The sequence below is a fragment of the Plantibacter sp. T3 genome, assembly GCF_902506515.1.
In the GTDB taxonomy this organism is placed as follows: Bacteria; Actinomycetota; Actinomycetes; order Actinomycetales; family Microbacteriaceae; genus Plantibacter; species Plantibacter auratus.
The window spans coordinates 3781163-3801411 of record NZ_LR733286.1; the positions used below are offsets into that span (position 1 = coordinate 3781163).

The 20249-nt window shown below is 70.0% G+C and carries 16 protein-coding genes, 1 tRNA gene and 1 other RNA gene; 10 read left to right on the top strand and 8 right to left on the bottom strand.

All coding sequences use genetic code 11. The features are described 5' to 3' along the window. Positions 1-142: 142 nt before the first annotated feature. Complete coding sequence (locus GV015_RS17755; protein WP_159879753.1) at positions 143-496, bottom strand: hypothetical protein; 354 nt, start codon at positions 494-496, stop codon at positions 143-145. A 152-nt stretch (positions 497-648) separates the two neighbouring features. Between GV015_RS17755 and GV015_RS17760 the strand changes: the two genes are divergently transcribed. After that, positions 649-2247 (top strand): HNH endonuclease signature motif containing protein, encoded by a 1599-nt coding sequence (locus GV015_RS17760; protein WP_159879755.1) that lies wholly within the window; start codon positions 649-651, stop codon positions 2245-2247. A gap of 555 nt (positions 2248-2802) precedes the next feature. Here the strand turns inward: GV015_RS17760 and GV015_RS17765 are convergent. The 4 genes from GV015_RS17765 to ffs form a co-directional block, all read right to left on the bottom strand. Next, positions 2803-3903 (bottom strand): hypothetical protein, encoded by a 1101-nt coding sequence (locus tag GV015_RS17765; RefSeq protein ID WP_159879757.1) that lies wholly within the window; start codon positions 3901-3903, stop codon positions 2803-2805. Positions 3904-4412: 509 nt separating this feature from the next. After that, positions 4413-5636, bottom strand: coding sequence for an acetate/propionate family kinase (locus GV015_RS17770; RefSeq protein ID WP_159879759.1), 1224 nt, complete (start codon positions 5634-5636; stop codon positions 4413-4415). Between the two features lie 12 nt (positions 5637-5648). After that, positions 5649-7817: a phosphate acetyltransferase gene (pta, locus tag GV015_RS17775; protein WP_159879761.1), complete on the bottom strand. Its 2169-nt coding sequence runs from the start codon at positions 7815-7817 to the stop codon at positions 5649-5651. A gap of 191 nt (positions 7818-8008) precedes the next feature. Continuing rightward, positions 8009-8105, bottom strand: an RNA gene (gene ffs, locus GV015_RS17780) — signal recognition particle sRNA small type. Between the two features lie 154 nt (positions 8106-8259). On the opposite strand from ffs, the gene GV015_RS17785 reads away from it, so the two are divergent. From GV015_RS17785 to GV015_RS17820, 8 genes are all read left to right on the top strand, one after another. Then, positions 8260-8910 carry an SDR family oxidoreductase gene (locus tag GV015_RS17785; protein WP_159879763.1) on the top strand — a complete coding sequence of 217 codons (651 nt, stop codon included), beginning with the start codon at positions 8260-8262 and terminating at the stop codon, positions 8908-8910. 406 nt (positions 8911-9316) lie between these two features. After that, positions 9317-9946 (top strand): hypothetical protein, encoded by a 630-nt coding sequence (locus GV015_RS17790; RefSeq protein ID WP_159879765.1) that lies wholly within the window; start codon positions 9317-9319, stop codon positions 9944-9946. Continuing rightward, the gene (locus tag GV015_RS17795; RefSeq protein ID WP_159879767.1) at positions 9943-10986 is read left to right on the top strand and encodes a MoxR family ATPase; all 1044 of its coding nucleotides are present in this window, start codon (positions 9943-9945) and stop codon (positions 10984-10986) included. The genes GV015_RS17790 and GV015_RS17795 overlap by 4 nt, the downstream gene beginning before the upstream one ends. Before the next feature lie 62 nt (positions 10987-11048). Then, complete coding sequence (locus GV015_RS17800) at positions 11049-12434, top strand: DUF58 domain-containing protein (protein WP_159879769.1); 1386 nt, start codon at positions 11049-11051, stop codon at positions 12432-12434. Beyond that, the gene (locus GV015_RS17805; RefSeq protein WP_159879771.1) at positions 12421-14910 is read left to right on the top strand and encodes a DUF3488 and transglutaminase-like domain-containing protein; all 2490 of its coding nucleotides are present in this window, start codon (positions 12421-12423) and stop codon (positions 14908-14910) included. Before GV015_RS17800 ends, GV015_RS17805 begins: the two co-directional genes overlap by 14 nt. 143 nt (positions 14911-15053) lie before the next feature. Further along, a tRNA-Ser gene (locus tag GV015_RS17810) sits at positions 15054-15141 on the top strand. Positions 15142-15418: 277 nt separating this feature from the next. After that, the gene (locus GV015_RS17815; RefSeq protein ID WP_159879773.1) at positions 15419-15862 is read left to right on the top strand and encodes a MarR family winged helix-turn-helix transcriptional regulator; all 444 of its coding nucleotides are present in this window, start codon (positions 15419-15421) and stop codon (positions 15860-15862) included. 234 nt (positions 15863-16096) lie between these two features. Beyond that, positions 16097-17611, top strand: coding sequence for an MATE family efflux transporter (locus GV015_RS17820; RefSeq protein WP_159879775.1), 1515 nt, complete (start codon positions 16097-16099; stop codon positions 17609-17611). 209 nt (positions 17612-17820) lie between these two features. Here GV015_RS17820 and GV015_RS17825 read toward each other — a convergent pair whose 3' ends face one another. Further along, positions 17821-18321: a GNAT family N-acetyltransferase gene (locus tag GV015_RS17825; RefSeq protein ID WP_159879777.1), complete on the bottom strand. Its 501-nt coding sequence runs from the start codon at positions 18319-18321 to the stop codon at positions 17821-17823. 46 nt (positions 18322-18367) lie between these two features. Beyond that, complete coding sequence (locus GV015_RS17830) at positions 18368-18727, bottom strand: DUF4406 domain-containing protein (protein WP_159879779.1); 360 nt, start codon at positions 18725-18727, stop codon at positions 18368-18370. A gap of 56 nt (positions 18728-18783) precedes the next feature. Here GV015_RS17830 and GV015_RS17835 point away from each other — a divergent pair, with 56 nt between their 5' ends. Then, positions 18784-19548: a DeoR/GlpR family DNA-binding transcription regulator gene (locus GV015_RS17835; protein ID WP_159879781.1), complete on the top strand. Its 765-nt coding sequence runs from the start codon at positions 18784-18786 to the stop codon at positions 19546-19548. On the opposite strand, the gene GV015_RS17840 is transcribed toward GV015_RS17835, so the two are convergent. Further along, positions 19533-20237, bottom strand: a complete 705-nt coding sequence (locus tag GV015_RS17840) for a glycosyltransferase family 2 protein (RefSeq protein ID WP_236555526.1) — start codon at positions 20235-20237, stop codon at positions 19533-19535. The genes GV015_RS17835 and GV015_RS17840 overlap by 16 nt on opposite strands. Positions 20238-20249: the final 12 nt, after the last annotated feature.

A 20249-nucleotide genomic window follows, 5' to 3' on the forward strand; every position in this document is an offset into this window, starting at 1 on the left:
CCGAGCACCCCTCCGGATCCCTGCGCACCCCACCCAGTCCCGGCGCACCCTTCCCGGTCCCCGAGCACCCCACTCGGTCTCTGAGTACCTTTCCCGGTCCCTGAGCTTGTCGAAGGGTGGCGACCCCCGTCGAGGTGCGACCTCAGAACTCGACGTCCGCCACCAGCGGGAACTCGGTGATCGACTCATCACCCCACGGGGCGAGTTCCAGGTACGTCAGACAATCGCCCTCGATGAAGAGGAGCAGGCTCGCGGTCGAGGTACTCGCTTCGAGGACGGTCTGTCGCGCCGTGGAGGGCCGGTCGTCGCTCTCAGGGACAAGGTCGATCGAGGGACAGCTGCCGCAACCGCACGTCCCGTGCACCGAGATGTCTGCGAGTTGTCCCGCCCATCGTTCCCGATCGGAGGCGGCGATCACCCGATCAACACCGTCCTCCGTACCACGGGCGACCATGGCGACCAGGAGGTCGCGCTCGCGGACGGAGAGGGGGCGCATATGGCGAGTGTACGCGGGCCACGCGGGAAGTCGCTCACCGCTCGCAGGGCCTGGAGAGGCACTCGCGCGCAACAGATGGTGGCTAAATATCCCAGATCAGCGCGAGAATCGTTCCAGGTTCGAATGTCAGTGGCTCATGTTTGGATGGTCCTATGTCCAGCAGCCCACGCGTTCCCCTCGGTCCGGTCTCCACCGACCCCTTGGGCACGCTGAGCGAGGCGGTCTCCGAGCTCCTCCGCACGTGGTCGGGCGCGCTCGACCCGATCCGGCCAGGCGACGACGCCATCGAGCAGCTCGCCGGCATGAACGACGCCGGCGTGGTCCGCGTCCTCGACCAGCTGGGTGCTGTGCAGCACGTGGTCGAGGTCCTGGCCGCGCGCGTCATGGGCTCGGTGTCGGAGCGTTCCCGCGGCGGCATCGTCGGCCACGACCCGTTGGCCCGCCGCCACGGGTATGCGACGCCGGCCGTCATGCTCTCGGAACGGTGGCGTATCCCGCGCGGACGCGCCGCCACGATCACCTCGGTCGCCCAGGCGATCACCCCCAAGCTCGCCCTCACCGGCGACGTCATCGAGTGCGACCGCCCCGAGATCGCCGCCGCCATCGAACCCCGGCTCGCCACTGACGCCCCCTGCGTGCCGCTGTCCGAGGGCGACAACCCGACGTGCACGGTCGACCACGACGAAGCGACCACCCCATCCGGCTTCGTCCGGTCCACGCTCAGCGTCGAGGGCGCGGGCATCCTGCTGCGCGAGCTGCGGTTGGTGGGCTCCGGTGTCGACGACGAACGCATCCACCGTGCCGTCAGCGCCGGCATCGAGCACTGCGACGGTGCGCCGCTCGCCGAGGTCAGCAGCCTCGCCAAGCTCGTCCGCACCAGCCTCGACCAAGACGGCCCTGTGCCACGGGAGATCGCGCTCCGGAAGCAGCAGCGCTGCACCCTCCGCGAACTCCCCGACGGCATGACCGAGCTCCGCGCCTTCCTCGCACCCGAGGCGGCGGGATGGGTCCGCGCGACGATGGACGCCGTCGTCGGCAAGCAGCTGCGGCAGGTCCGGTTCGTCGATCCATCCGATGAAGCGGCCGCGGCGGCAGTGACCAGCAGTGAGCTGCCCTCCGCGGATCCCCTCGACGACGCCTACGTTCCGGCCGCAGAGATGCCAGACACCCGCACGATGGACGAACGCCGGGTGGAAGCCCTCGTCGGGGTCTTCCGTCACGCCGCAGGTTGCGAGTCGGCGGTCATGGAACTCGCGCCCGTCTCCCTCATCATCCGCATGGACGAACCCGATCTGGCCGACGACGGCCAGTGGTCCGACGGCAAGGCCTACATCGACGGCGTCTCCGAACCGATCTCCGCCGGCACCGCACGGTGCATGGCGGCCGATGGCCGGATCATCCCGATGGTGCTCGGCGGGCCGTCACAGGTGCTCGACCTCGGAGTTGGCACACGGTTGTTCACCAAGGGGCAGAAGATGGCCCTCGCCGAGCGTGATGGCGGCTGCGCCTGGACCGGCTGTACCCATCCACCGTCGTATACCGAGGCTCATCACCTCGTCTGGTGGTCTCGAGGCGGACCGACCGACCTGTCCAACGGCATCCTGCTCTGCAGTTTCCATCACCATCGCATCCACAACGACGGATGGGAGGTCATCGTGCGCGACCACGTGCCCTGGTTCATCCCGCCCGCGCATATCGATCCGCATCGCATTCCACGCCGCGGCGGCAAGCCGAGGTTGCGCGCCGCCTGACAACACCGTCGCACTCCTAGGGCGAACCCGGGCGTCGATTCCGACCCAAACCGGTCTGCGGAGTGCTCCGAAGTATGGGTTCCGGTCATTTTCGTTACCCGAACGCGCAAATGGCCGGCGCGCATGGCCTGGGCCAAGCAGTCCCGGCACATGCGACCGGGCGGAGTGCAGCAATGGGGCTGCCGCTCCGCCTTCCTCCCCCGCGGAGCTCGAACCGGGTTCGACACGCTCAGGGAACGGGGTGGTATCGGTCACTGAGCCTGTCGAAATGCGCCACGGACGACCCTTCGATAAGCTCAGGGACCGAGGGAGCGCTCAGGGACCGGGGGAAGCACTCAGGGACCGGGGGAAGCACTCAGGGGACCGAGGGGAAGTGATCCGGAACGGAGACCCGGTCATTGAGCCTGTCGAAATGCACACGAGAAACCTCTCCCCTCGACAAGCTCAGGGAACGGGGGCTATCGGTCACTGAGCCTGTCGACGTGGCAGCACCCCGGCGACAGCACGAAGCCCCGCCCTCGACCGGAGTCGAGGACGGGGCTTCGCAGGGTGAGACTAGGCCGTGACCTGCGCGCCCTTGCGGCGAGCTGCTGCGAACAGCATGCCGGCAGCACCGAGGAGCAGCAGCGCGGCAGCGCCACCGACGAGGACGCCCGAGTCCGAGCCGGTGTCAGCCAGCGTCGGGACGACCGGGGCGCCAGCGGCGACCGGGTCGGCGATGACGGCGATGGAGTCAGCTGCGGGGACACCCGCAGTGTCGGTCACAGTGAACGTGTAGGTACCAACCTGAATGCCCTCGCCCTGCAGGGTGAGGCCCGGCAGAACGGCGCCGCCATTCTCGTCGGCGATGAAGGTGTTCCCGCCATCAGCAGCACCGAAGATCTCGCCATTCGGGTCGGTGACCGCGATCGACAGCGTGTCGCCCGGGGTGAAGCCCGCGATGGTCACCGTGAAGCCGGCTCCGCCGGGACGGACGTCGGAGAAGTAGATCGTCTCCGGGTCGATGGCGACGGACGGCTTGTCCGGAGCAACGACCGGAGCGGCGAAGTTGTGGGTGTCGCCGTTGAAGGTCACGGACTGCAGAACATCGGTCTGGCCGTCGATCGCGACGACGCCGAACGCGAGGAGCTGGAAGCCACCGAGAGCAGCCGAGATCTCATCCACCGTCACCGGAGTGTTGGCAGCGATACCGGGAACGTTCGCGTTGCTCGCCTGCCACAGTCCGTCGATGCCCGCCGCGCCGGCGTTGACCGGGCGCAGCGTGCTGAAGGCCGAGTCGACACCATCGACGAAGACCGGGATCTGGTACACGAGCGCGTCGGAGGCCGAGGAGAAGTCGGCCGTCTCGACCAGCGACGCGAAGGTCACGGTCGTGCCGTCGATCGGGAGACCGCCGTCGTTGTTGAAGCCGTAGATGATCTGCGAGCGACCGGTCATGGTCAAGCCAGCCTCGCTGAGGACGGCAGGAGCTCCGAGCTCGTCGGCTCCGTAGCCCTCGTGCCAGCCTGCGTAGACGGTCTCGTCAGCAGCGATCTGGTCGGCGGTGACCTGGAAGTCTTCAGCGGACGCGGGTCCGGCGATGAGGAGGGTGGATCCGGCGACAACTGCGAGGCCGGTGGCGAGAGCCGCAGTGCGGCGTGACGTCTTCAAATTCACTGAGGTGAGTACTTTCGTCTAGGGGTCCGACAGGCGCGACGTACCTGTTGGTTTTCTGAGACTAAGCGGATTCTCAGGGAAAGTTAATAGGGGGAACCACTGATTCTTTTGTCCTCCGCACAGGGGACATCGGAGCAAAAGTCGCCCGTGGTGCCCTTCGACAAGCTCAGGGACCGGAAGGGGTGCTCAGGGACCGGAAGGGGTGCTCAGGGACCGGCAGAGGTATTCAGGACGACTTCGGTCACTGAGCCTGTCGAAGTGCGCGCGCGAAATCCGCCGATCGAACAGGTCGCCCGTGGGCCCTTCGACAAGCTCAGGGACCGGCACAGGTGCTCCGGGACCGGCAGAGGTACTCAGGACGACTTCGGTCACTGAGCCTGTCGAAGTGCGCGCGCAAAATCCGCCGATCGAACAGCTCGCCCGTGGACCCTTCGACAAGCTCAGGGACCGGCAGAGGTGCTCAGAGACCGGCAGAGGTGCTCAGGGACCGAAGGGTCGGCGACTCGCAGCTACGCCAGGGCGGCGACCGTCTGGCGGGCGATCTCGAGTTCCTCGTTCGTGGGGACGACGAGAACGGTCACCGGGGAGTCGTCCGTCGAGATCACCCTGATGCCACGCGACCGCTCGGCGTTACGATCCTCGTCGAGGATGATGCCGAGCCCCTCGAGCCCCTGCACCGCAGCCGCACGGATGAGCGGCGCGTTCTCGCCGACGCCCGCCGTGAACACCACCACGTCGAGACCGCCGAGGACCGCGAGGTACGCCCCGAGGTAGTGCCGCAGGCGATGGACGGTCACGTCGAGTGCGAGCTGCGCCGCTTCGTCACCCTTCGACGCGGACTCGGTGACGTCGCGCATGTCTCCGGTACCCGACAGCCCCAGCAGACCGCTGCGGCGGTTGAGCAACGTGTCGAGCTCGTCGAACCCGAGCCCCGCCTTGCGATGCAAGTGGAACAGCACCGCGGGGTCGAGGTCGCCGGAGCGCGTGCCCATGACGAGTCCTTCGAGCGGCGTCATGCCCATCGAGGTGTCGACCGATCGGCCGCCGTCGATCGCGCACGCCGACGCTCCGTTGCCGAGGTGGAAGACGATCTGCTTCAGCTCACCGAGCGGGCGGTCGAGGAAGGCCGCCGCAGCCTCCGACACGAACTTGTGCGAGGTGCCGTGGAAGCCGTACCGACGGACGCGGTGCTTCGCGGCGAGCTCCGCATCGATCGCGTAGGTGTACGCCGCGGCCGGGATGGTCTGGTGGAACGCCGTGTCGAACACCGCCACGTGCGGGACGTCGGGGAACGCGACCTGCGCCGCGTTGATGCCCTGCAGGTTCGCCGGGTTGTGCAGCGGAGCGAGCTCGGAGATGTCCTCGATGTTGATCTTCACGAGGTCCGTCACCACGGTCGGCTCGAAGAAGCGCTTTCCACCGTGCACCACCCGGTGGCCGACCGCGATCGGCGCATGCTCGTCGAGTGACGGCCCGTGCTCGGCGAACGCGTCGAGCATCACCCGGAACCCGGCCGTGTGGTCGGGGATCTCACGCTCGATGACCCAGCGCTCCTCGATGGGCGGCGTCGTGCTCCCGGCGGCGTCCGGCAGGTAGGACCGGTGCTCGGCGGCACCCGTCGCGTCGCCGATGCGTTCGACGAGCCCGCTGACGAGCGTCCGCTCCGTCTCGACATCGATGAGCTGGTACTTGAACGACGAGGAACCGGAGTTCACCACGAGGACGGTGGGCATGTGTGTCTGGACCTATTCCTGTTCCTGCGCCTGGATGGCGGTGATCGCGACGGTGTTGACGATGTCCTGCACGAGCGCGCCGCGCGACAGGTCGTTGATCGGCTTGTTGAGCCCCTGCAGCACCGGACCGATCGCGACGGCACCCGCGGAACGCTGCACCGCCTTGTACGTGTTGTTGCCGGTGTTGAGGTCGGGGAAGATGAACACGGTCGCGCGGCCGGCGACCTGCGAGTCGGGCATCTTCGTCGCGGCGACCGCGGCATCGGCAGCGGCGTCGTACTGGATCGGACCCTCGACGAGGAGGTCGGGCCGACGCTCGCGCACCTGCCGGGTCGCTGAGCGGACCTTCTCGACGTCGGCACCCGCACCGGAGTCACCGGTGGAGTACGACAGCATCGCGATGCGCTGCTCGATCCCGAACTGCTCCGCCGTCTCGGCCGAGGAGATCGCGATGTCGGCGAGCTGGGCGTCGGTCGGGTCGGGGTTCACCGCGCAGTCGCCGTAGACGAGCACGCGGTCGGCGAGCGCCATGAGGAACACGCTCGACACCACGGAGACACCGGGCTTCGTCTTGATGATCTCGAACGACGGCCGGATGGTGTGGGCCGTCGTGTGGGCGGCGCCCGAGACCATGCCGTCGGCGAGCCCGAGGTGCACCATCATCGTGCCGAAGTAGGAGACGTCGGTGACGGCGTCGCTCGCCATGTCGATCGTGACGCCCTTGTGGGCCCGCAACCTGGCGTACTCCTCGGCGAACTTGAGGCGCAGCACCGCGTCGAAGGGGCTGACGATGGTCGCCTTGCTGAGGTCGATGCCGAGCTCGATGGCCCGCGACCGTACCTCGATCTCCTCACCGAGGATGGTGAGGTCGGCGACCTCGCGAGCGAGCAGAGTGCCGGCCGCGCGGAGGATGCGGTCGTCGTCGCCCTCCGGCAGCACGATGTGCTTGCGGTTCGACCGCGCGCGCTCCAGCAGGCCGTACTCGAACATGAGGGGCGTCACGACGTCGGCGCGCGCCACGTTGAGCAGCTCGAGCAGGAGCGGTGCGTCGACGTTCTGCTCGAACAGAGCGAGAGCGGTGTCGTACTTGCGCTGCGAGTCGGCGGCCAGACGACCACGGGTGTTCATGACGCGGACCGCGGTGTCGTAGGTGCCGAGGTCGGTGCTGACGATCGGCGGGATCTCGCCGAGACCGGAGATGAGTTCCTCCACGACCTCGGGCAGCGGGAACCCACCGTTGAGCACGATGCCCGCGATGGACGGGAACGTGCCGGAGGCGTTGGCCATGAGCGCGGCGAGCAGCACCTCGGTGCGGTCTGCCGGGATCACGATGACGGATCCCTCGGTGATGCGCGGGAGCACGTTCACCATGGACATGCCCGCCACGACGACGCCGAGCGCCTCGCGCGTGAGCAGCTCCTCGCTGCCCTTCACGAGGGTGCCGTCGACGGCCTCGAGGATGCTGTCCATGGTCGGCGCGATGAGGAAGGTGTCTTCAGGGATGGCCCAGACGGGGACCATCGCGGCACCGGCGGCGTGGCCGGCCGGGGCGACGACAGAACCGTTCGCAGAGCCGTTCGGGTGGATGGCGTCGCTGATCGCTGCGGTGATCTCGAGGAGATTGTCGGGATCGGCGCGGTTCGCGACGACCGCGAGCAGCTGGGCGTGGGCGTCTGCGAGCTCGCCCAGGGCGAGTTCGGCGATGTTGCGCATGTCGTCGGGTGTGCGGGCGACGGACTGGCCGAGCTGCTCCCCCGCACCCTGGCCGGCGCGGCCGCCGAGCACGAGGAGGACTGGGGCACCGAGGTTGGTGGCGATCCGCGCGTTGTAGCCGAGCTCCGTCGGGCTGCCGACGTCGGTGTAGTCGGAGCCGAGGATCACGACCGCGTCGCACTGCGCCTCGATGTGCTTGTACCGCTGGACGATGCGCGAGAGCGCCGCCTCGGGATCGGTGTGCACGTCGTCGTAGCTGACGCCGATGCAGTCCTCGTAGGCGAGGTCGACGCCGTCGTGCTCGAGCAGCAGCTGCAGCACGTAGTCGGGTTTCGTCGTGGACCGTGCGATGGGGCGGAACACCCCGATCCGCTCGATCTGATGGCTCAGGGTGTCGAGGACCCCGAGGGCCACCGTCGACTTCCCGGAGTGTCCTTCGGCAGAGATGATGTAAATGCTTCGCGCCACGGTTTCCAGCCTACGGGGGCGGGCTCGGCGGGGGCTGGGTAAGCGCACAATGTCGTGGCGCTCTGGCGGACGGGCGCGAGCGCAGGAGATCGGCGCGAGAGCAGGAGGAAGCGGCGCCGGATGTCCTGCTGTGGGGCGGATGTCCTGCTGCGGCGCGGGCGGGCAGGGAGCGGGAGCAGGCACCGCGGGCACGAAAAGACTCCCCGCGCACCCGCCAGAGCCCGGTTACCCTTGCTGCGTTTCCGCCCTGGGGGAGTTGGCCTGGATGGCGCCACGCGGGGAGCCGTCACCTAGTGTACCCGAGCCGCGACCGGGTTGCGTACGCCCCGGTTGAGGCGTTGACTGGCGGATCTGGGACCACTGGACCCAGAGCACCGGTCGACCGCCGTCCCCACGAACGGACGGCGCACCGATCGGGACCGCATCGAACGAGAGGACTCACATGACCGACGTCGTCATCGCCGGAGGACACGGACAGATCGCCCTGCACCTGCAGCGACTGCTCGCCGAAGCAGGACACTCCCCCGCCGGCATCATCCGCAACCCCGAACAGGTCGGCGAACTCCAGGGCATCGGTTCCCGAGCCATCGTCCTCGACCTCGAGCACTCCTCGGCAGCCGAACTGGCCGACGAACTCGCCGGAGCCGACGTCGTCGTGTTCGCGGCGGGAGCCGGCCCGAACAGCGGCGCCGACCGCAAGCTGACCCTCGACCGCGACGGCGCCATCCTCCTCGCCGAGGCGGCCGAGCTCGCCCAGGTCTCCCGCTACCTCATGGTGTCGGCGATGAGCACCGACGACTTCGACCCGGAGTCGGACGACGTGTTCCAGGTCTACCTGCGGGCGAAGTCCGAGGCCGACGCCGACCTCCGCGGGCGCGACCTCGACTGGACGATCGTCCGTCCGGGCGGCCTGACGGACGACGCCCCGACCGGCACGATCACCGCCGCGACGACCACCGACCGCGGCTCGATCCCGCGCGCCGACGTCGCCGCCGTGCTGTTCGCGCTCATCGAGTCGGGCGCGGCGTCCCGCACGCAGTTCGAGGTCATCGGCGGCGAGACCCCGATCCGCGAGGCGCTCGCGGCACTGTAAGTCAGTCCGGTCCCTGAGCGGGGACGGGCAGCGAACACCGGTCACTGAGCCTGTCGAAGTGCACACGGGACACCGCACCCTTCGACAAGCTCAGGGACCGGAGAGGGCCTCAGGGACCGGAGAGGGTTTCAGGGACCGGAGAGGGTTTCAGGGACCGGAGAGGGTTTCAGGGACCGGAAAACGTCTCACCGACCGGGTACGTGCTCAGTGCTCGGGTCCACACAACCGATGCCCACGACGGCTCCGAAGAGTTCTCTGACCCGCACCGGCATCGTGTGCGCGCAACCTGGCGCACATATGGAGTTCCTGTGGGCGACACGTCCAGGGGTGTTACCTGTTCGTTATCAGTCCTAGGATCGGGCAACGGGTTCCGGCCCGGACGATGTACGCAGCGCGACGGAGGCCGATGATGGACCAACGCTACGACCCCGCGTTCCAGCGCGGACACACCGACGAGCGCACGCGCCCGAACGCCTCCGACACCGGCCGCCGCAGCCACCTCGCCTCGCTCGAGGAGATCGCCCCGCAACTCATCCAGCCGCCCACCGACGGTCGCCCCGTCCGCCCGCCGACCGACGACCGGTTCGACGACGGCCCGCGCGCCCAGCCGTCCCGAGGCATGCCGTCGCAGGCAGACCGTCGCGTCCACCCGTTCGAAGCCCGGACCGGCGACACCGCGGCGGTCGCCGATCAGCCTGGCGCGGCAGGTCCCGACGCGCAGCTCACCCAGCTCGACCAGGAGCGGTACGACGAGTACCTCGACGCCGCCGAAGCCCACCGGGTCCGGGCCGTCGTCTGGGAACGGGTCCTCTGGATCGTCGGTGTCGTCTTCGCGCTCGGCGGCGGCGTGGGGCTGTGGCAGTCGTTCACCCTGCTCTACCGCGGGTTCGTCGGCGACAGCGGCCCGACCGACAACTACCTCTGGATGCAGTTCCTCGGAGCACTCGCCCCGACCCTCATCACGATCGGCCTCGCCACCATCGTCGCGCTGCTGTTCAAGCGCATGCTCGACCACGACCGCAGGAGCCGACCATGACCGAGCAGAGCAACACCAGCCGCGCCCCGCGGGACACCGTCGCCGAGCTGAAGCCCGCGCTGAACGCCGAGGAGTTCCAGGTACTGGCCGAGCGCATCCTCGACAACGTCGAGCGCGTCCTCGACGGCAAGCCTTTCGCTGCCCGGATGGCCCTCATCGTGATGCTCGCCGAGGGTCACCTGCTCATCGAGGACGTCCCCGGCGTCGGCAAGACGGTCCTCGCGAAGGCCCTCGCCGCTTCCGTCGGCAGTACCGTCCGCCGCATCCAGTTCACGCCCGACCTGCTCCCGTCGGACGTCACCGGCGTCTCGATCTTCAACCAGGTCGACCGCGAGTTCGAGTTCAAGCCCGGAGCGGTGTTCGCGAACATCGTCATCGCCGACGAGATCAACCGCTCCTCGCCGAAGACCCAGTCGGCGCTGCTCGAGTCGATGGAGGAGCGTCAGGTCACGGTCGACGGCGAGACGCACGCCCTGCCGTCGCCGTTCACGGTCGTCGCCACGCAGAACCCGCTCGAGATGGAGGGCACCTACGCCCTGCCGGAGGCCCAGCGCGACCGCTTCATGGCACGCATCTCGATGGGGTACCCCGACGCGTCAGCGGAACTCGCGATGCTCCGCCAGCGTGACACGGTCAACCCGCTCGACACCATCGGACCGGTCGCCTCACGCGGCGACGTCGAGCGCCTCATCGCCTGGGCCCGCGGTGTCTTCGTGTCGCCGATCGTCGAGCAGTACTGCGTCTCGCTCGTGCAGGCGACCCGCGTGCACCCCGAACTCCGGCTCGGCGCGAGCCCGCGCGCCACCCTGCAGCTCGTCCGCGCGGCCAAGGTGCTCGCCGCGCTCGACGGCCGCGAGTTCGTCCTCCCCGACGACATCGACCAGCTGCTGGGCCCGGTCCTCGCCCACCGGCTCATCCCCACCCGCCGCGCGGTGAGCGCCCACGACCGCTCCGGCGTGCAGGCGGTCTCCGAGGTGCTCGTCGAGCTGCTGGAGCGGACACCCGTGCCGCACTCCGGGCGCACCGAGCTGAGGTCCTGATCCGATGGCCCCGCACCGCGACCGCCGGATCGCCGTGATCCGGCACCGGAGGTCCTGAGCCCATGAAGCGTCGCGTGCCGTTGACGAGACGCGCGGTCGGCGTGCTCATCGCGGCCGGCGTGTGCCTGATCTTCGCGCGCGGGATCGGCTCGCCGGAGTTGCTCGCAGCGGCCGGCCTGCTCGTCGCGCTCGTCGCCGCCAGCTTCGGCGCGGTCTACCTCGAGCGACCGTCGCTCCGGGTCGATCGCACCACCCGGCCCGACCTCGTCGCGGTCGGCGGCCGGATCTCCGTCGAGGTCACGATCGCCGAGACGAGCGCGCTCCCCCACGTCCACACGGAGTGGAAGGACCGCGTGCCGGCCGGGCTCGCCGGCAGCGCCGAGGGGACCCTGCCGAGTACCGGCGTCGCCGGCATCGGTTCTCGCCGCCGGACCGCCGAGTACACCGTGACGGCGCTGCGTCGCGGGGAACACGAGCTCGGTCCGCTCGGACTCACCGTGAGCGACCCGTTCGGGCTCGTCGTCCGTCGTCGCGACGTGGGCGGGACGCATGCGGTCGTCGTCCTGCCGGAGGTCGTGGTTCTGCCGGAGATCCCCGCACTCACGGCCAGCCGCGACGGTTCCACGCGCCCGTCGTCGCTGCATGTCGGCGCCGGCGAGGACGACATCATCGCCCGCCCCTACCTGCCGGGGGACGCGATCCGCCGACTGCACTGGCGGGCGAGCGCGCACCACGGTGAACTGATGGTGCGGCAGGAGGAGCAGCGCAACGACCCCGAGGCGACCGTCCTCCTCGACACCGCCGCAGCCCACTGGGCCTGGCCCGACGACGATCCGTCGTACCTGCCGGCGTTCGAGCAGGCCGTGTCGCTGGCGGCCTCGATCACCGCCCACCTCGTCGACGCCGACTACCGGGTCAACCTGGTCGGTGCCGGCACCGAGGAGCTCTCCCGGGAGATCAGTGCGAGATCCGCGGCCGGTGGCCTGCGGTCCAGCCCCGTCGGCGACATGGGCGACGCGCTCGCCCGCGGCGGCCAGCATCTCGAGGAAGACGACCTCGATGCGGCCCTGCTCGACCTGGCCCTCCTGCGTCCGTCGGTCCGGCCCGATCGGTTCCTCGACCTCTCACCCGTCATCGCCGCGCGCCGTTCGCAACCGGTCATCGCGATCCTCGGCGACGTCGAGGAGGGCGATCTCGGTGAGCTGACCGCGGTCGCGCACCTCTCACCACTCCCCGTCGCACTCCTCCCGGCCGGCGCGCGGCGTCGGTCCATCGAGCTCCTGGAGTCGGCCGGGTGGCGCTGCCACGTCGGCGAGCGCGGCGCATCGTTCCAGGCCCTGTGGTCCGGCACGAGCGGTCCGGCGACCACAACGCTAGTGCCGCAGTCGGCCGGCCGCGGCGGTCGGGGCGGCCGTCGGGGTGCCGGAGGTGCGTATGTCCGTCGCTGAGGAACGCCGCGCGGCCGCCGCCGCCCGTGGCCGAGTGTCGTCTCGCGGAGGCGTGCCATCGGGCGTCCGTCCTGGTGCCGGCTCGTCGAACCCCCGACGTCCGTCCGGCGGCGGAACCAGCGGCGGGTCGTGGTCGGGAAGCGCCGGCGGACGCCGGGAGGACCCACGCGACACCGCGAACGTCGGCGACCTGCGTCTCGGCCTCGCCGCCTTCCTGCTCCTCGCGACGGGTGGCCTCGGGTTCGGCCGGGTGCTCGACGCGCTCGACTGGTGGTTCGTCACGAACCTCGTCATCGCGATCGTCCTCGCCACGGCCATCCTCCTCCGGCGCACGAGACTGCCGGCGGTGTTCGTGTGGCTCGGCGCCGGCATCGCATGGCTGCTGACGATCACGCTGTTCTTCGCCAGTGAGACGGCGATCATCGGCATCGTGCCGACCCCGACGACGCTCGGCGCCTTCGAGCGGTTGCGCGACGCCGGGTTCCAGACCTTCCACGACGGCTCAGCCCCACTCGACACCGACGCCGGCGTGGTCTTCGTCATGGCCGCGGGCGGCGGGCTCGTCGCGCTGGCGGTCGCCTGGCTCGTGCTCGGCCGCCACGCACCGGTGCTCGCGGCAGTCCTGGTCTTCGCCGTGTACGCCGGGCCGACGGTCGCCGTGTCGTTCCCCCTCGATCCGTGGGTGTTCGCGTTCGTCGCCCTCTCCTTCCTCTGGCTGCTCCGCGAGGACGTCCGGCGCCGCGAGTTGCTGCGAGCGCTCGCCTCGGCCCGGGCTGCCGGCGACGGACGCGGCGCCGGACCGTCGGCGATGACCGGTGTCGGCCGCTTCGGAGGTCTCGGTCCGGCCGTCCTCGTCAGTGCCGTCGCGGTGGTGGTCGCCCTCCTCACGCCGGCGGTGCTCCCCGACCTCGCCGTCCGGGACGTGACCGCCGGTGCCCGTGGCAGCGGTCCGTTCGTGAACGGCATCAACCCGCTCATCTCACTCGGCCAGAGCCTGCGGCGCCCAGCGAACACGACCGCCCTCGAGTACACGACCACCGCCGACGAACCGCCGTACCTCAAGGTCACCGACCTCAACGAGTTCACCGGCACCGTCTGGGGACCGGACAACTCGGGCTACAACGACGGCAACACGCTCGACGCCTTCCCCGCGCCGGCCGGGCTCAGCGAGGCGATCCCGGTGGAGACCTTCGAGACGACGGTCACGGTGGACTCGCTGTCGAGCCCCTGGCTCCCGCTGCCGTATCCGACACAGAAGGTCGACGGGCTCCGCGGCGACTGGCGGTTCGAGGCCGCCGGGCTGACGGCGATGGCGGAGCGTGGATCCACCCGCGGGCAGACGTACACGGCGACGAGCACCGCGATCCTGCCGACCGCGCAGCAGATGCGCGACGTCCCGCCGGTCGCCGACCCGGCGTCAGCCGCCCCGTACCTCGAGCTGCCCGACGACCTGCCGCAGATCATCCGTGACACGGCCGCCGACGTCACGGCGACCGCCTCCACCGACTACGACCGCGCGATCGCCCTGCAGCGATACTTCCGCAGCACGTTCGAGTACTCGGAGTCGGCACCCGTCGAGGAGGGCTTCGACGGCAGCGGAGCCGAGGTCATCGCGACGTTCCTGGAGCGCAAGGCCGGCTACTGCATCCACTTCTCGTCCGCGATGGCCGTGATGTCGCGCGTCCTCGGCATCCCCGCGCGCATCGCCATCGGGTACCTGCCGGGCACGACGATCGACAACACCCCGGCGAACCGCGACACCTACATCGTCACCTCGGACCAATTGCACGCCTGGCCGGAGCTGTACTTCGAGGGTGTGGGCTGGGTGCCGTTCGAGCCGACGGCCAGCCGTGGGGTCGTGACGCAGTTCAACGACGCGAGCACGGCGACGCCCGGCAGCGGATCGGTGAGCCCCGACAGCCGTCCGGCTCCGACCGCGGCGTCGACGCCCACGCCCACCGCGGACGCGCTCGGCGGACCGACCTCGACCCGGTCCGGCGGGGCCTTCACCGCCGCTCTCGTCCCGCTCGCGATCCTGCTCGGCGTGCTCGTGCTGCTCGCCACCCCGTCGATCGCCCGGGGGCTCCGGCGTTCGGCCGGGCGTCGGCGTGCCCTCGCCGAGGGGACCTCGGCGGGCTGGGCCTGGGCGGAGTTCCTCGACACCGCCCGCGACCTCGGCTTCCCCGTGACGTCGGCAGAGTCACCACGTGGGTTCGCGTCGCGGCTGCGCGGGCAGTTCCGGATCGAGTCGCCGGCCGTCGACCGACTCGTGGCGGCGGTCGAGCGGGAGAGCTATGCGCCGAGCGCTGGTGGTGCGGCGAGCGCCGGTTCGGTCGACGCGGCGTTGGCTGAGGCGAAGGCGGCCCTGCGGTCGGCGAGTCAACCGCTCGAACGCGCCCTCGCGGTCGTCATCCCCCGGTCGCTCGTGCTGCGGCGTGATCAACGGGTGGACTGGCGGCCGCCTGCCGCGAGCTGAGGCGTGCGGCGGTTCGTGCCGATGTCTCCGACCGTGGGCGTTCGTGCTCGGCCGGGCTCGGAGCGCGGCGGCGGGTCCGGGTGGCGCGCGGCGGTCCGGGAACCAGGTATGCTGCTATCTGGCCGTTTTTCACAAACAGCCATGGAGAATTCGCCTAGTGGCCTATGGCGCACGCTTGGAAAGCGTGTTGGGTTAACGCCCTCGGGGGTTCGAATCCCCCATTCTCCGCCAGCTTCGCCAGAACGCCCCGCCTCGCGCGGGGCGTTCTGCGTTTCCGGGGTACCCCGGCGACGTGTCCTCAGGTTGCCAGCGCGGTGCGCTGGCGTGAGCGCGGGTCTCCGGAGGGTCGCGCTCAGGGCTACGACCCGCGCCCACGCCGAACTCGTCGGTTTCGCGCCAGCGCACCGCGCTGGCACCGAGTCCGCACATCTCACGTCAGCGCACCGCGCTGAGCGAGTCGATTATTCGAGGGTTGACAGTTAGAACTCAAAGCGTTAGCGTTCTAACCATGGACGACGAGACACCTACCCTCAGCAGCACACTCGAACTGGTCCGCTGGATCGGGTGGGCACAGCGCAAGGCCGGCGAGGACTGGATCCGAGCCCGCGAGCTCAGTCACGAACAGGCCTTCGTCCTCGGCCACCTCGTCCGGCATCCAGGATCGAGCCAACGCGACATCGCCGAGGTGAGCCGGACGAGCGCAGCCAGCGTCTCGAGCCTCCTGCAGGGACTCGAACGTCGGGACCTCGTCGAACGCCGCACGGAGGACGGCAACGCACGCACCAAGCGCGTCTACGCCACCGCGCTCGGCACCGACCTCATCGCCGGGTTCGAGACCGCGATGGCCGAGGCCGACGACATCATCCTCACCCCGTTGGACCGGAGCGAACGCGACACGCTGCACGCTCTGCTCACGAAGCTCACGGCATACCTGCCACAGCCGACCCGCTGATCACCGCTCGGGGAACCCGAGCTCCCTGACCACGCGCCGAGACCACTCGCCGCGTCACTCACCGACCGCCGCACACGATGGCGACCGCGAACGCCACGACGGCGCTGTCCGTCGCGCCCGAACGCCTGCTGAGCCCGTCCGCTCAGGCCGCGCCGGACGACCACCTCATCATCGAACCTTCGCCGCGCCGGCGCTCATCGTCGCGCCCGGAACCTGCCCGAAACGGAGCCTGCCATGCACCCCGAACACCACACCGATCCCGCAACCGGAACACCCGTCCCGAGTGGCACCGCACCATCGACGGCCACCGCTCCGTCGACCGACACCACACCCTCGACCGCAGCCGACACGGTCGGCAGCAACCGCTGGTACCTGTCGACCGCCCCGATCATCCGGGCACTGATCCATCTGTGCATCCCGATGGCAGCGGCCCTCGTCGTCAGCGCCGTCTACAACCTCATCAACGCGGGCGTCGTCGGCTCACTGCACGACACCACCCTGCTCGCCGCGATCACCCTCGGAGCCCCGATCCTCGGACTGATCATGGCCATCGGCGACCTGTTCGGCGTCGGTGGCGGCGCGCTCATCTCCAGACTCCTCGGCGCCTCCGAACACGACCCGGCACAGGCCGGGGACATCAAACGGGCCGCTTCCTTCTCCGTCTGGGGCGCGTTCCTGACGGGCGCCGTCCTGGGCGGGATCGGCCTCGTGTTCCTCGGCCCACTCGTGTCACTGCTCGGGGCGGACGCGGTCACCGCGCCGGCGACCTCGGCGTTCATCGGTGTCATGCTCGCGTTCGTCCCCGTCATGGCGACCGCGTTCTGTCTGGAACAGCTCGTGCGGGCCGAGGGTGCCGCCCGTCAGGTGATGATCGCCCTCATCGCGTCGGCCGTGGCGAACCTCGTCCTCGATCTCGTCTTCATCCTCGGGTTCGGGTGGGGCGTCGCCGGTGCAGCGCTCGCGATGGGTCTGGCGAACCTCGGTGTCCTCGTCTACTTCGTGGCGTGGTTGCAGCGCAACAGCGAGCACGTCAGCCTGGCACCGCGCTGGTTCACGCTGTCGCCGACCATCCTCAAGCCGGTCCTCGGCGTCGGCGTCAGCACCCTCCTGCAGTCGGGGTTCCTCATCGTCACCGCGCTCGTGTTGAACACGCTGGCCGCGGCCTACGGAGACGCCCCACTCGCGGCCATGGGCGTCGCGGTCCGGATCGCCCAGGTGCCCGAGTTCCTGGTCATGGGCGTCACCTTCGGCGTGCTCCCGCTGCTCGCCTACGCGTTCGGCAAGGGCGACGGCGCGCGCCTCCGGTCCGCTCTCCGAGCCTCGGCGCTCACGGTCGGTGGGATCTCGGTCCTCTTCGCCGGTGTCGTCTTCGTCCTGCGTGAGCCGATCGTCTCCGCGTTCATCGCCGACCCCGCCGTCCTCGGTCTCGGCGTCACGATCCTCGTCGCGCAGCTCACCGCGATGATCGCCAACGGGTTCACCGGGCTCATCACTTCGCTCTTCCAAGCGACCGGTCGAGCACTCCCCGCGGCGGTCATGGCGGTCACCCAGGGCGTGCTGTTCGTCCCGATCGTCCTCCTCGGCAACCTGTGGTTCGGACTCGGTGGCATCGTCTGGTCGCTCACCGTGACGGAGGTCATCGTCTTCCTGGTCGGTGTCCTGCTCTGGCTCGGCTCGCGACGTGCCATCGACCGTGGCCTCGCAGCCGGTTCCCCGGAGCGAGCCGACGCCCAACTCGCCGACGCCTGACGGACTGCCAGCGCGGTGCGCTGACGTGAGCGCGGGTCACACGCGCGGGCGCGGGTCTCCGGAGGGCCGCGCCCACGTCTATGCCCCGCGCTCACGCCGATTGCAGCGATCTCACGTCGCCGCACCGCGCCGGCACCCACACCACCGCGCTCGGGTCGGCGCACCGCGCTGGCGACACCCCGCCGGGCGCGCGGGACGTCCCGGGAGCATCACCCGGCTGAAGCGTCCAGGGGCATCCGCATCACCGCGTTCTCGATGAGCACCCCACGACGCTCGACCCGCTGCTCGCGGACCACGACGAAGCCGTGGCGCGCGAACACCGGCTGCGCCGTCCGACTCACCTGCACGGTCACCTCCCGGAGCCCCACCGCTCGGGCTTCGTCGAGCACGTGACGGATGAGCGCGGACCCGACGCCGCCTCGTCCCACGTCCGGATCGACGAACAGCATGTCGAGGTAGCCGATCTTGACGTCCAGGTCGGTGAATCCGACCACCGAGTCGTCGAGCTCGGCCACCCACGTCGTGACCGCGGTACGTCGGGCGGCCCAGTCGTCCAGCACGGTGTCTGCCCGGTCCTCCGGCACCCAGGCCGCGAGCTGCTCGGCCGTGTAGTCGGCGGCAGCGGTCACCCGCACCGCGCGCTCGAAGATCGACCTGGTCACCCGCGCATCGGTGTCGCAGTAGCGGCGGATCCGGAGGTCGTCGAGCACGCGCGCCAGCCTAGCCGGAGCGCCGGGACACCGCGGGCAAGCGACCTCAGCCCTCGAGCGCCGGGATCTCCGACAGGTCGGTGTACACGGGGATCCCGCGCTCACGGGCGATCGCGACGTCGGTGTCGGCACCGGACGACTCCCCCGGCAACCGGAGCACGGCGTCGCAGTGCTGGAGCAACCGCCTCGCCGTCTCGTACATGACGTCGCCGTCGCCCGACGCGGTGTCGATCCCGCGCAGGATCGGCAGCGCGACCCACTCCCCGATCATCGGGAGGTGACCGAGCGCGAAGATGGGCGCCGCTGCGGCTTCGAGTCGTTCCAGGTTGCGGGCGATGGCGTCGGGATCACCGCCGGTCCCGGAGCGGTAGGGGCCGGCGATGAGGATGAGGAGTGGCGTTGTCATGTCCAGCACTGTAGCGTTAAGCGTGCACGATCGTGCAAGATCATGAAGGAGCACGCATGTTGAGCGCACAACGACGATCACACCTGCTCGACCTCCTCGACCGCGACGGCCGCATCGTCGCGAAGGACGCCGCCGCTGCGCTCGGACTCTCGGAGGACTCGATCCGCCGAGACCTCCGCGAGCTGGCCGAAGCCGGCCTCTGCGTCCGCGTCTACGGCGGCGCACTCCCGGTCCCCGCGGCCGACCGCCCGTTCCGGGATCGGCTGTCCCTCGGAACGGCGAGCAAGGAGCGCGTCGCCCGCATCGCCGCCGAGCGGATCCGACCAGGCAGCACCATCATCATCGACGCCGGCACCACCGCGCTCGCGCTCGCGCGACTCCTCCCGGACGATCCGACCCTCACCGTCATCACCCCGAGCCCGGCGGTCGCCCTCGCCGTGGCGGAGCACTCGCCTGGGCGCGTCATCATGATCGGGGGCGAACTCGGACGTCACTCGATGGTCGCGGGCGGCGCCCTCGCCGCAGAAGCCATCCGTCACCTGAGCGCCGACGCCTGCTTCCTCGGCGTCACGGGCTTCCATCCCGAACACGGCCTCACCACCGGCGACCTCGACGACGCCGCGACGAAGCGCGCCCTCGCCGAGCGCAGCACCGACGTCTACGTCCTCGCGAGCGAGGAGAAGGTCGGAGCCGTCTCCCGGTACCCGGTGCTCGACCTCGGCGAGGTCACCGAGGTCATCGTCGATCCACAGACGGATGCACGCGACCCGTCGACACAGGCCGGGGGTTCAGACGCGCTGGACCGTCAGGATCGCGGGTAGGTCTCGGCGAGGAACGCGGCGTAGCCACCCGGGGTCCGGCCACGTCGCCGACCCGAGGTCTCGACGGGCGCATCCAGCGTCGGCACGACCCGGAGACCCGCCGCCCGGGCGCGCTCGACGAGCTCGACGTCCTCATGCTCGGGCAGCTCACGGAAGCCGCCGAGTTCGTCGAGCCGATCGGCCCGGACACCCAGATTGGCCCCATGCACGTTGCCCGGCAGATGTCCGGGCGGGTGGGTCAGCGACCACCGCTCCACGTCGTCCTCGGAGAAGTCCGTGAAGTCGGGACGGACGGTCCCCAGGAGGACGTCGACACCGTCGTCGAAGGCATCGGCGTGCACGGAGAACCAGTCCTCAGGAACGCGCGAGTCGGCGTCGGTGTTTGCGATCCACCGTTCTGAGACGTCGGCAGCGCCCGCTCCCCCAATACCCGATCCCATTGCGGCCGCGACACCCGCCCGTCGGGCCGCCCCGACACTGCGCTCGTCGATGACGACGGTGACCATCTCGTCAGAATCGAAGCCCGCCAACCGCTCCCGCACGATCCGCGCCGTGTCGTCGCGGCAGTCGTCGAGCACCACGACGATCCCCACCTGCAGCTCGGGACGACGACGCAGCACGGCGGCACGCGCGACGAGTAGCGCGTCGAGGCATGCCCCGATCAGCTCCTCCTCGTCGTGCGCGGGCACGACGGCATCGAT

Coding starts and splice junctions, on each gene's coding strand:
- GV015_RS17755 (WP_159879753.1), bottom strand. CDS start 496: ATGCGCCCCCTCTCCGTCCGCGAGCGCGACCTCCTGGTCGCCATGGTC.
- GV015_RS17760 (WP_159879755.1), top strand. CDS start 649: ATGTCCAGCAGCCCACGCGTTCCCCTCGGTCCGGTCTCCACCGACCCC.
- GV015_RS17770 (WP_159879759.1), bottom strand. CDS start 5,636: ATGCCCACCGTCCTCGTGGTGAACTCCGGTTCCTCGTCGTTCAAGTAC.
- GV015_RS17785 (WP_159879763.1), top strand. CDS start 8,260: ATGACCGACGTCGTCATCGCCGGAGGACACGGACAGATCGCCCTGCAC.
- GV015_RS17790 (WP_159879765.1), top strand. CDS start 9,317: ATGATGGACCAACGCTACGACCCCGCGTTCCAGCGCGGACACACCGAC.
- GV015_RS17795 (WP_159879767.1), top strand. CDS start 9,943: ATGACCGAGCAGAGCAACACCAGCCGCGCCCCGCGGGACACCGTCGCC.
- GV015_RS17800 (WP_159879769.1), top strand. CDS start 11,049: ATGAAGCGTCGCGTGCCGTTGACGAGACGCGCGGTCGGCGTGCTCATC.
- GV015_RS17805 (WP_159879771.1), top strand. CDS start 12,421: ATGTCCGTCGCTGAGGAACGCCGCGCGGCCGCCGCCGCCCGTGGCCGA.
- GV015_RS17815 (WP_159879773.1), top strand. CDS start 15,419: ATGGACGACGAGACACCTACCCTCAGCAGCACACTCGAACTGGTCCGC.
- GV015_RS17820 (WP_159879775.1), top strand. CDS start 16,097: ATGCACCCCGAACACCACACCGATCCCGCAACCGGAACACCCGTCCCG.
- GV015_RS17830 (WP_159879779.1), bottom strand. CDS start 18,727: ATGACAACGCCACTCCTCATCCTCATCGCCGGCCCCTACCGCTCCGGG.
- GV015_RS17835 (WP_159879781.1), top strand. CDS start 18,784: ATGTTGAGCGCACAACGACGATCACACCTGCTCGACCTCCTCGACCGC.